Genomic DNA, 10,568 nt, shown 5'->3' on the forward strand with positions numbered 1-10,568 from the left:
GAACGGTGCCGGTGACGTAGAAGACGGTGCCCGGCAGTAACGCGGCAACGCTGACCGCGAAATCGACCCGGCAGAGGGTATGACGCATCGCGGCCCGTTGCGGGCCGTGGTGCGGGCTATTGGAGGGTTCCGGCGGACGCTGCGGTATAGAAGAGGCGTCCGGACTGGAGAAAGGTGACGGCGGCTAGTGCCGGCGGATCACCACGCGTGAGGTGCGTTAACCCAGATTGCTACGCAGACCTCTTCGTAGCTGTTCTTGTACCAGTGGGGCGTATCCGAGGAGAAGGTGATCGAATCGCCTTCTTCCAAGGTGTACTTCTCGCCGTCCAGGAAGATGTCCTTCCGGCCGGAGAGCACGATGCCGAATTCCTCGCCGCTGTGCCGGAAAGGAGTGGCGCTGGTGTCGTGGCCTGGCGGACTCACGATCCATTGGGCCTCCAGCGCACCGTTGAGGTCCGGGGTGAGCAGTTCATAGACTGCTTCACCGACGGACTTCTTGGTGACGCCCTTGAGGTTCCGCCGCTCGGCCTTGCGGACCACGGGGGACCTGGTTTCCTCCTGTCCGAGGAAGAACTTCCCCACCGGAATGTCCAGGCCGTGTGCCAGCTGCGCCAAGGTGGTGAAAGAGGGATTGGCCAGTCCGCGTTCGATCTGGCTGACGATCGCCGGGCTGAGGCCAGTGACTTCCGAGAGCTTCGCGAGGGTCATTCCTTTGTCCTTGCGCATGTTGCGGACCTTGTTGCCGACGGTGGCAAGAAGGACGCTTGTGCCGGCGGGGGAATGTCCCGTGACGATTTCGTTGGTCATGCTCCGACTCTCTCTTGGTGAGCTAACACACATAACTATAGTGAAAACTTTTAGCGAATCAAGGTTTTAGTAAATATTTTTACGGTTCCGGGCTGAATCTGCGCCTGACGTGGGGCTTTGTCACCCGGCCTGGGCCCGGCCCGCTGCGGGCGGGCGGGACTTCTCCTAAAACCATTGACTCTGTGAAGATCTTCAATATAGTTGTGTGAGCCGCAACACTTTGGGGAAGAACGCTTCAAACAGGTTAGGGCGCACAGCCTTCTGGCGGAAGGTGCATCCGACCCGCGAACCCGTTCCCTTCCTTAAGCAAAGCTGCCGTGACATCTGCCAAGCCATCCGCAGAACACGATGCTGGCCGGTCACCAGGGACCAGTTCCTTGTTGCCGAGCTGGATGGCCCGTTTGCATTCAAGCGCTACGAAGAGGCATGCGTAGCTATCTGGGCTAACTCGCCTCCCATGAGGTGAGCCGGTCCCGCCCCGCGGACCAAGCCAAACGATAGTTTCGATTGCCGGCGACCCCAACAGGGGTGCCCGCCGGCAATCCGTACCCTCACGCACCCCGAAAGTGCAGGGGAAGGAAAAAGGAATCATGACTGACACTGTCGTCAAGACTGACCTGGAGACCGGCCGCAAGTCCCGGCTATCTCCGGACGTCCGCCGGGGACTGCTCGGCCTTGGACTTGGAAACACCCTGGAATGGTACGACTGGATGGTCTTTGGCCTGCTGTCGGCCTTCATCGGACCCAAGTTCTTCCCGTCGCAGGACCCCGTTGCCGCGACGCTGAGCGCGCTGGCAGTCTTTGCCGTCGGCTTCGCGTTCCGTCCGCTGGGCGGCATCCTGCTCGGCACCTTCGCCGACAGGATCGGACGACGGCGGGTAATGCTCTGGTCCATCATGATGATGGCGATCACCACCCTGATCATTGCCGTGTCACCGACCTATGACCAGATTGGCCCCGCGGCCGGCGTCATCCTGCTGGTCTGCCGCATCGTTCAGGGCATCTCCACCGGTGTCGAAGCTCCGCTGTCCACCGCCCACGCCGTCGAACTCGTCCCCGAAGGACGCGAGGGCTTTGTCGCCGGCATCATCTCCTTCTACGTCAACGCAGGCATCCTGCTCGCCTCGCTGGTCAGCTACCTCTCGTCCCTGATGCTCGGTGGGGCCGTCATGGCCGACTGGGGATGGCGTGTGCCGTTCATCGTCGGCGCAGCCTTCGGCTTCGTCGTTGTCTACCTTCGCCGGACGCTTCCGGAAACCATGAAGCCGGAAGAACTGGCGAACAACTCCGCCAAGACCGTCTGGGGTGGAGTGCGCAAGCACTGGCTCAGCGTCCTGGCCATCACCTTCGTCGTCGGCGCGGCGCAGGCCTACAACTACGCCTGGAACACCGGCCTCCCCACGGCGGCCCGCACCGGCTTCAAGGAGGACGCAACCGCCGTCTTCGCGCTCACCACCATCCTCGGCGTCGTGCTGGTTGTCGGCAGCCTCATCATCAGCAAGGTCGCTGACGGCAAGTCAATGTCCAAGTGGTTCCTGATCACCCGTGCGCTGGCCATTCCGTCCGTGTTCCTGATGCTGATGTACGTCAAGCCCGGCATCGCCGGCTTCGCGGCCGTCCTCCTCGGCGGCTCGGTTGTACTGGTCCTGAACATGACCCTGTACAACGTGGTCACCAGCTCCCTGATGCCGAAGGGTTGCCGCGGTGCCGGCACCGCGCTCGGCTACGGCCTGGGCGTCGCCCTCTTCGGTGGCACGGCCTCCTACCTCCTGGTCTGGCTCCAGTCCATGAACGCCTCCTGGATCTTCCCCGTTTACGTGGCCGTCCTGTCGGCGCTCAGCATCGTCTTCTACCTGCTCGCCCGGAAGAAGAACGGCATCTTCATCGGCCGGTAGAGCACGCAGCCGGCCACGACCACGGCCGGTTACGAGGACAGCCAGTTACCAAAACAGCCAGGCCAGAACACAGGCACGCAAGAACAGCGGTAAGCAGGAACGGAAAGTGGGAACCCTCATGAACGCCAGTCGCCCGGACACAAACGGTTTGCAGGTAAACGTGATCTCCTTTGATCTCGACGCCTCCGACGTGGAGCTTTACGAGGCAGCGCGCGCGCTGTTGCTCACCGCCCACCACAGCGAGAACCACCGGGTGGCGGCCGCCATGCGCGGTGAATCGGGGGCCATCTATCTCGGACTGCACATTGGCGCCAAGCGCATCAATGTGTGCGCCGAATCCAGCGCCCTCGCCAATGCCCGCATGGCCCAGGAGCCAGCAATCCACTCCGTGGTGGCCGTCAGCATGGACGGGCAGGGACACCCCCAAGTCACCAACCCGTGCGGCCTCTGCCGGGAGCTGCTGCGTTCTTACGGAACCGAGACGTCTGTACTGGTCGATGCCGGGGGCGAGGTGGGCAAGGTCCGGATCAAGGAACTGCTGCCCTTTCCCTGGATGCGTGCCACCGAAACGGAATGGGACACTGTTCCGCCCCGCGTTCAGGAACACGCAAGCTAACGAGCCGCCGCGGCACCCGCATCATCACCGGCGGCAACGGCAGCGGCAGGGCATCACGGAAGGCCGGGACTCACAAAGTCCCGGCCTTCCGGCGTGCCGGGAGGCTCCGCCGTCGGGCAGCCCCAGACGCCACACAGAAAGCTGGTGCAGCGGCCGCGTTTCCGCTAAACCACTGCACCAGCAGGTAGTACGAATTTTCTGAATACTATGAAACGTTACTCATTCGCGGCTCCCTATGTCCCGGGGGTTGATGACCGGGTCTTTACGTCTTCTTCCAGGTGCCTTGTCATCAGCCAGCCTGCGCCGGCCATTACTACGCCCATCACCATAAAGGCCCAATTGTCCATGGTGTTCAGCGACAGGAAGTTGGCCGCCGAATCCACGCCGACGATGAAACCGTAAATGCTAAGGACGATGTACAGCAGACCGGAGCCCATGAGGAAATTCCGGGCGCCCATGGCAGTCCGGGACATGGTCAGGCCGGTGGCGCCGATCGCGAGCTGAACGATGTTCAGCAACATCGACACCTGGAACAGGCCCAGGAACAGGGCCTTGGAATCGGGCCCGAAGAACCTCAGTTCGCTGTAATTCGTAGTGATGCCGGGGATGAACCCCAAGATGCCCACGACGATCAGGACGATACCTGCACCCATGCCGACGTTCTGTACATCTGTCCGACCAAAATGAACGCCGTGCGCATGAGGAGATGCGGTAGTCATTATCTGCCTCCAACCACTGATTGCGGACATTTACAATTTTACGACCGGGGTGTGCAAAAAGCGCCGGGGGCCCCCGACGGCAAATCCGGCGGATCCGGCCAATGTGCCTGTCGGAAACCGGCCGGGTGCCGGGCCCGTGGCACCATGGATCTCGATGAAACTGCGCGCTGATCAGACCGGACAACGTGGCCTTCCCATGCCCCTGTGGCTGCAGGGTGCCCTCGAGTCCGCCCAGGCCGCCGTCATTTCCGCCCTCGTGGTGGTGGCCCCTATCGTCATGGTCTGGGCCACGGCCGGATTCCAGCATGACGGATTCGATGTCCTGGCGCGCCTGGCCGGCCAGGCCTGGCTGCTGATCCACGGCGTGCCCCTGCTGCTGGACACCGCCGGTGCCGGGTCCGCCGCGCAGCCGGAATCCGGGACGCTCTCGCTCATCCCGCTGGGCCTGGCCCTCATCCCGTTCCTGCTCGCCTGGCGCGCCGGACGGCGCCTTGCCCGCGCCTCATATACGGACCAGCTCTGGCAGGCGCTGCTCGGCTCCTGGCTGGCGTACGCCGGATTCGGGATTGCGACGGGTTTCGTCTGCCGCACGGCCGACGTCGGCATCAGCCTGTGGGCCGCCGCATTCATTCCCCTTGTCCCGTTCGGGCTCGGCATGGTGGTGGGCGCGCGCCGCGAGGCCGGGTCATGGAGCCGGCTGATCGGCGTCGACGCCGTGGCCTGGCTGTCCCGTACCAGCCAGCACTCGCGTTGGGCCGGATCCTACCTGGGCTCGGCCATCAAAGCCGGATCGGTGGCGCTGATGGCGAGCCTGGCGATGTCCGCCGCGCTGCTGGCCGTCGACCTCTTCATCCACTGGAACCTTGTGGTCGCCGTTTATGAAGGGCTCGACGCCGGGGCCATGGGCGGCGGTGTCCTCACCATCGTGCAGCTCGGCTTCCTGCCCAACCTCGTCGTCTTTGCCCTGGCCTGGATCTCCGGCGCGGGGTTCGCCCTGGGCGTCGGGTCGCTGGCCGGACCACTTGGGACCGCCGTCGGGCCGCTGCCGTCCGTTCCGGTGTTCGCCGCGCTGCCGGCCGGTTCCCTCGACTTCGGCTTCGTGGCCCTGGTGGTGCCGGCGCTGGCCGGGGCGCTGGCCGGCTGGTGGTTCCTGCGCGAAGGCGAAAACCACTTCGATGAATGGCTGTCCATCAAGATCCGGGCCCGCTGGTTTACCGCCGCCGCCTCCACCCTGGTGCTGGGTGCGGTGATCGGCTCCGTCGCCGGGCTGCTCGCGGCGGGGCTCGCCTGGCTGGCCCGCGGTTCGGCCGGCATCGGTCGGCTGACGGAGATCGGGCCCGACCCGCTGCGCACGGCACTGTTCGTGGCCGCGGAGGTCGGGAGCGGCGTCGTGATCGGCTACGCGGCCGGACCGTGGCTGGAACGCCAGCAGAAGCTGCGCGAGGCAGACCTGGAGACGGTCAGCAGCCGCTAGCGCGGAGTGGGTGCAGCTGTTAGCGCAGCTGCGTGGGCAGTTGCGTCGGCAGGGACTTCTCCAGTTGCGTCCTGCATTCCGAGGTTGCCTGCTGCGTCAGGGCGTAGCGGACGCACTGCTGGTAATCGCGGATCTGGTTGAAGAACAGCGTCGAGGCCAGGACCACCAGCAGCATCACCGCCGAAGCCACCAGCCCGGAGATCGCGCCGTACAGAACCAGCCGCGATTCCTTGTATTTCACCGCCCGGACCAGGACCACGATGCCCAGCACAATCCCAGCCACCGTGAGCAGCGCCGTCAGCCACACGTAACCCACGTCGAGCTGGAAGACGAAGAACGAGCCCAGCACCGCGATGACGAACAGCCGGAACAGGGTGTGCGTTAGCCGCGCGGAATCTTGTGCTGCCTGGCCGGCCGGTTGCCGGTCTGGCTGGCCGCTGCCGGATTCCGTGGGGGGATTCATGTTTTCCAGCCTACGCGAGCGGCCCCATAAGCTAGGACCATGCGCATAGTTGTCCTCGTTTCCGGCACCGGCTCCAACCTCCAGGCAGTAATCGATGCCGTGAAGTCTGGCGCGCTCGACGTCGAGATCGCCGCCGTCGGCGCCGACCGGCCAGGGACGTTCGGGGTGGAACGCTCCGCCGCCGCCGGGATTCCCACGTTTGTGGTGGACTTCAAGGCCTACCCGGACAGGGCAGCCTGGAACGCGGCCCTGACCGAGGCCGTCGCCGGCTTCGCCCCGGATGTGGTGGTGTCCTCGGGCTTCATGCGGATTGTCAGCGCCGACTTCATCGACGCGTTTGGCGGCAAATACCTCAACACCCACCCGGCGCTGCTACCGTCCTTCCCCGGCGCCCACGGTGTCCGCGACGCGCTGGCCTACGGCGTGAAGGTCACCGGCTGCACGGTGCACTGGGCCGACGCCGGGGTGGACACGGGCCCCATCATCGCGCAGGAAGCCGTGGCGGTCGGGGACGGCGAGAGCGAGGAATCCCTGCACGAGCGCATCAAGGTGGTGGAACGCCGACTCCTGGTCTCCACGCTCGCTTCCCTCGCCGCGGACCACACCCCCGCCTGATTTCGGCGCTGCCTGGTTCCCGCGATGCGCTATCACTTGGGGTGGCTATCAGCGCCCAGAACAGCCTGAAGTGATAGCGCATCGGGTGGTGGGCGCGTTACTCGAGCCGGCGCTGCTTCGTCTCGGGGGCGAAGAACGCCATCCACAGCACGGAGAGCAGCACGAGGCCGCCAGCCAGTGCGAACGACGTCGCGAGCCCCAGTTCCGGCCACAGGAAGGCCGCGAAGATCAGCGGACCGAACCCGGCGCCGAGCCGGGAGAACGTCGAGGCCCAGCCGAAGCCGGAGCCGCGCAGTTCCGTGGGGTAGAGCTCGGAGACGTAGGTGTAGAGCACCGGGATGGCCACCTGCACCACGAAGCCGAACACCAGGAGCCAGAAGACGGCGGCGGTGGGGATGTCCACCACGATCGCAACAATCACCAGCGTCAGCGCGGACAGCGGGCCGGTGATCGCCAGGATCCACTTGCGGCCCACCCGCTCCACCAGCAGGGCGGCCACCACCACGCCCAGGAGTCCGACGGCGGCCATCGACGCCGTGGTCAGGAAGGCCTTGTACTCCTCGAAGCCGGCGCCGATCAGGATCCGCGGCATCCACGTCAGCGACAGGTAGTAGACGAGCAGGATGCTGAAGAACAGGGCCCATGCCGCCGTCGTGATCTTCCAGTTGAACTGCCAGAGGGCGCGCAACTGCGTCCACGCGCTCCCTGCCGAGAGGCGTGGCGCATCCTGCGGTGCCGGCAGGCTGTAGACGCGGGCCTCGGCGCCGGTGGCCTGGACCAGGGCGTCGATCACCTTGGCGGCCTCGTCGCGGCGGCCCTTGCGGATCAGGAACAGCGGGGATTCCGGCACGCTGCGGCGGATCCAGAACACCAGCAGCGCCGGAAGCACCATGACCAGCATGGTCAGCCGCCAGTCCGCGAAGGCCGCGACCAGCCCGGCGGAGACAAAACCGCAGAGGGCCGCGCCGATCGGCCACCAGCCGTCCATCGCGGTGAGCACCCGGCCGCGCTGTTTGCGCGGGGTGAACTCGCCCACCAGCGCGTAGTCCACCGGGATGCAGCCGCCCAGGCCGAACCCGGCCAGGAACCGGAACACGACAAACCACATGAAGTCGGGGGAGAAGGCGCCGAGCACGGTGAAGATGGAGAAAATCAGGAGGGTCGCGGTGAAGGCCTTCTTGCGGCCGATGGTGTCCGCGATGGTGCCCCAGACGAACGCGCCCAGGGCCATGCCACTGAGGTTCGCCGTGCCGATCCAGGCGGCATCGCCCGGGCTCAGTGACCAGTGCTTGGACAGCAACGGAATGAGGATGCCGTTGAGGGTCACGTCCCAGGCATCGAACATGAAGCCCAGCCCGCCGATCAGGAAGATCCGGCCTTGGACCTTCCACCGCCACGGCAGTTCCTGGACCACCTGTTCGCCGCTGGGCACAGTGGTGTACGTGTTCATCTTGGCCTCCTGTGAAAACTCTACGTGGCCGGGCCGCGGCCCGCGCGTGCTTCACACTCCGGCGCGCGGGAGGGCCCGGCGGCGGGACGCGATAAACTTGCCGCATCCCCACCACCCGCGGCCCCGCCGCGATATAAGACGGAGACTTTTGTGAGCTTCACTCAGCTTGACCGTGTATCCATCGACCGAGTCCCCATCCACCGGGCACTGATTTCGGTCTACGACAAGACCGGTCTGGAGGAGCTCGCTCAGGGCCTGCACGCCGCCGGCGTCAAGATCGTCTCCACCGGCTCCACGGCCAAGAAGATCGCCGCCGCGGGCATCCCCGTGCAGGAAGTCGAGGAAGTCACCGGCTCCCCGGAAATGCTGGACGGCCGCGTCAAGACCCTGCACCCGCGCGTGCACGGCGGCATCCTCGCGGACCGCCGCGTCCCGGCCCACATGCAGACCCTGGCGGACATGGAGATCGAGCCGTTCGACCTCGTCATCGTCAACCTCTACCCCTTCGTGGAGACCGTGAAGTCCGGTGCCGCGCCGGACGACGTCGTCGAACAGATCGACATCGGGGGCCCCGCGATGGTGCGCTCCGCCGCGAAGAACCACGCCGCCGTCACCATCGTGGTGGACCCGGCATCCTACGGTGCCGTGGTGGAGGCAGCAGCCTCGGGCGGTTTTGACCTGAAGACCCGCCGCAGGCTCGCCGCCAAGGCGTTCGCGCACACCGCGGCCTACGACACCGCCGTGGCCACCTGGACCGCCAGCCAGTTCCGCGACGAGGACGGCGACGGCGTGATCGACTGGCCCGCCTACGCCGGCCTGGCCCTGGAACGCTCCGAGGTGCTCCGCTACGGCGAAAACCCGCACCAGCAGGCCGCACTGTACGTGGACAAGGCCGCCCCGGCCGGCATCGCCCAGGCCGACCAGCTGCACGGCAAGGCCATGAGCTACAACAACTTCGTCGACGCCGACGCCGCCCTGCGCGCCGCCTTCGACTTCGCCGAGCCCGCCGTCGCCATCATCAAGCACGCCAACCCGTGCGGCGTGGCCGTGGGGTCCGCGTCGGCGGCCGACCCGATCGCCGACGCCCACGCCAAGGCCCACGCCTGTGATCCCGTGTCCGCGTTCGGCGGCGTCATCGCCGCGAACCGCACCGTCACCGCCGGGATGGCACGGACCGTCGCCGGCATCTTCACGGAGGTCGTCATCGCGCCGGGCTTCGACGACGAGGCAGTGGAGATCCTGTCCAAGAAGAAGAACATCCGCCTCCTGGCCCTCCCGGACGGATACGGCCGCTACCCGACCGAGTTCCGCCAGGTCTCCGGCGGCATGCTGGTGCAGGCCACGGACAAGGTCGACGCCGACGGCGACACCCCCGCGAATTGGACCCTGGCCGCGGGCGACGCCGCCGACGCCGCCACCCTGGCCGACCTCGCGTTCGCCTGGACCGCGTGCCGCGCGGCGAAGTCCAACGCCATCCTGCTCGCGGACAACGGTGCCGCCGTCGGCATCGGCATGGGTCAGGTCAACCGGCTCGATTCCTGCAAGCTCGCGGTCGAGCGCGCCAACACCCTCGGCGTCACGGTTGAGTCCGACGTCGAGGGTGCAGGCGGGGCGGCTGCCGTTCAGGCAGAACCAGGCGCCGCCGCTTCGCCGGAGCGGGCCCGGGGCGCCGTTGCGGCCTCGGACGCGTTCTTCCCGTTCGCCGACGGACTGCAGATCCTGGTCGACGCCGGCGTGCGCGCCGTCGTCCAGCCCGGCGGCTCTGTCCGGGACGAGGAAGTCATCGCCGCAGCCAACGCCGCCGGCATCACCATGTACTTCACCGGAGCCCGCCACTTCTTCCACTAGGGCTCGCCCACTCGGTTAGGGCTCTTACACTCGGGCTGCGGTTCGCGCACAAGGGACCAGCGCAAGAGACCCCCAAGAGACCCCCGCATAAAAAATGGACATGCCCTCCCTATCCGGGGGACATGTCCATTTTTTGTGCCATCGAGTGGGCTGATGGCCAGTGCCGGGGACATGCTCATTCTTTCCGCGGGACATGCTCATTTTTCGCGGCAAAGAGTGGGCATATGGGGGATATGTCCAGGCTTCGGAATGGGGGGAGGGCATGTCCCGTGCGACCCGGGGCTGCCTGGACCGGCCGGGGGACATGCTCATTCGTTCCCAAGCGCCGAGAAGCCACCCGAAGGGACATGTCCATTCCTAACACCAAGGCCCGGACATATGGGGCATATGTCCGGGCCTGGGTGTTAGCGGAGGGCATGTCCAGCGGGCGGGGGCGATCCGCCGCCGCAGATAGAGCCAGCGCGGGGCCACTGCGTCCTCCCCACTGCTGAAGATGGGACGCAATGACCCCGCGCTGGGGTAAACAGGGTAGGCAGGGGAAACAAGCCAGGCCGCGCTGCCCCCGCGAACGGCCCCCGCGAACGGAGCCCGGCCCCGCGAACGGCCCCCGCGAACGCAGCCCGGCCCCGCGAACGGCCCCCGCGAACGCAGCCCGGCCCCGCGAACGGCCCCCGCGAACGC

The 10,568-nt window shown here is 66.3% G+C and carries 9 protein-coding genes; 5 read left to right on the forward strand and 4 right to left on the reverse strand.

The window, feature by feature from the left end:
- Nucleotides 1-198: 198 nt before the first annotated feature.
- A complete protein-coding gene (locus tag AC1DZV_RS20145) occupies nt 199-807 on the reverse strand; it encodes a helix-turn-helix domain-containing protein (RefSeq protein ID WP_028277301.1) in 609 nt (202 codons plus the stop codon).
- Nucleotides 808-1,397: 590 nt separating this feature from the next.
- On the opposite strand from AC1DZV_RS20145, the gene AC1DZV_RS20150 reads away from it, so the two are divergent.
- Entirely contained in the window at nt 1,398-2,702 is a 1,305-nt protein-coding gene (locus tag AC1DZV_RS20150) for an MFS transporter (RefSeq protein WP_476954439.1), read from the forward strand.
- Nucleotides 2,703-2,820: 118 nt separating this feature from the next.
- The gene (locus AC1DZV_RS20155; RefSeq protein ID WP_476954440.1) at nt 2,821-3,318 is read left to right on the forward strand and encodes a cytidine/deoxycytidylate deaminase family protein; all 498 of its coding nucleotides are present in this window, start codon (nt 2,821-2,823) and stop codon (nt 3,316-3,318) included.
- A gap of 233 nt (nt 3,319-3,551) precedes the next feature.
- Here the strand turns inward: AC1DZV_RS20155 and AC1DZV_RS20160 are convergent, their stop codons facing one another.
- Nucleotides 3,552-3,971 (reverse strand): DUF4383 domain-containing protein, encoded by a 420-nt coding sequence (locus tag AC1DZV_RS20160; RefSeq protein ID WP_253906807.1) that lies wholly within the window; start codon nt 3,969-3,971, stop codon nt 3,552-3,554.
- 220 nt (nt 3,972-4,191) lie between these two features.
- Between AC1DZV_RS20160 and AC1DZV_RS20165 the strand changes: the two genes are divergently transcribed.
- Nucleotides 4,192-5,511, forward strand: a complete 1,320-nt coding sequence (locus AC1DZV_RS20165; protein ID WP_476954441.1) for a cell division protein PerM — start codon at nt 4,192-4,194, stop codon at nt 5,509-5,511.
- Nucleotides 5,512-5,530: 19 nt separating this feature from the next.
- On the opposite strand, the gene AC1DZV_RS20170 is transcribed toward AC1DZV_RS20165, so the two are convergent.
- Nucleotides 5,531-5,974 carry a hypothetical protein gene (locus AC1DZV_RS20170; RefSeq protein WP_476954442.1) on the reverse strand — a complete coding sequence of 148 codons (444 nt, stop codon included), beginning with the start codon at nt 5,972-5,974 and terminating at the stop codon, nt 5,531-5,533.
- 39 nt (nt 5,975-6,013) lie between these two features.
- Here AC1DZV_RS20170 and purN point away from each other — a divergent pair, with 39 nt between their 5' ends.
- The gene (gene purN / locus AC1DZV_RS20175; RefSeq protein WP_476954443.1) at nt 6,014-6,589 is read left to right on the forward strand and encodes a phosphoribosylglycinamide formyltransferase; all 576 of its coding nucleotides are present in this window, start codon (nt 6,014-6,016) and stop codon (nt 6,587-6,589) included.
- Nucleotides 6,590-6,686: 97 nt separating this feature from the next.
- Here purN and AC1DZV_RS20180 read toward each other — a convergent pair whose 3' ends face one another.
- Nucleotides 6,687-8,039, reverse strand: coding sequence for an MFS transporter (locus AC1DZV_RS20180; protein ID WP_476954444.1), 1,353 nt, complete (start codon nt 8,037-8,039; stop codon nt 6,687-6,689).
- Nucleotides 8,040-8,189: 150 nt separating this feature from the next.
- Between AC1DZV_RS20180 and purH the strand changes: the two genes are divergently transcribed.
- On the forward strand, nt 8,190-9,887 hold the full coding sequence (purH, locus tag AC1DZV_RS20185; protein ID WP_028277309.1) for a bifunctional phosphoribosylaminoimidazolecarboxamide formyltransferase/IMP cyclohydrolase: 1,698 nt from the start codon (nt 8,190-8,192) through the stop codon (nt 9,885-9,887).
- Nucleotides 9,888-10,568 lie beyond the last annotated feature (681 nt).

This window comes from Arthrobacter sp. P1_D12 (genome assembly GCF_056406175.1).

Excerpts from the sequence above, each read along its gene's own strand:
- AC1DZV_RS20145 (WP_028277301.1), bottom strand. The coding sequence starts at position 807 with ATGACCAACGAAATCGTCACGGGACATTCCCCCGCCGGCACAAGCGTC.
- AC1DZV_RS20150 (WP_476954439.1), top strand. The coding sequence starts at position 1,398 with ATGACTGACACTGTCGTCAAGACTGACCTGGAGACCGGCCGCAAGTCC.
- AC1DZV_RS20155 (WP_476954440.1), top strand. The coding sequence starts at position 2,821 with ATGAACGCCAGTCGCCCGGACACAAACGGTTTGCAGGTAAACGTGATC.
- AC1DZV_RS20160 (WP_253906807.1), bottom strand. The coding sequence starts at position 3,971 with ATGGGTGCAGGTATCGTCCTGATCGTCGTGGGCATCTTGGGGTTCATC.
- AC1DZV_RS20165 (WP_476954441.1), top strand. The coding sequence starts at position 4,192 with ATGAAACTGCGCGCTGATCAGACCGGACAACGTGGCCTTCCCATGCCC.
- AC1DZV_RS20170 (WP_476954442.1), bottom strand. The coding sequence starts at position 5,974 with ATGAATCCCCCCACGGAATCCGGCAGCGGCCAGCCAGACCGGCAACCG.
- purN (WP_476954443.1), top strand. The coding sequence starts at position 6,014 with ATGCGCATAGTTGTCCTCGTTTCCGGCACCGGCTCCAACCTCCAGGCA.
- AC1DZV_RS20180 (WP_476954444.1), bottom strand. The coding sequence starts at position 8,039 with ATGAACACGTACACCACTGTGCCCAGCGGCGAACAGGTGGTCCAGGAA.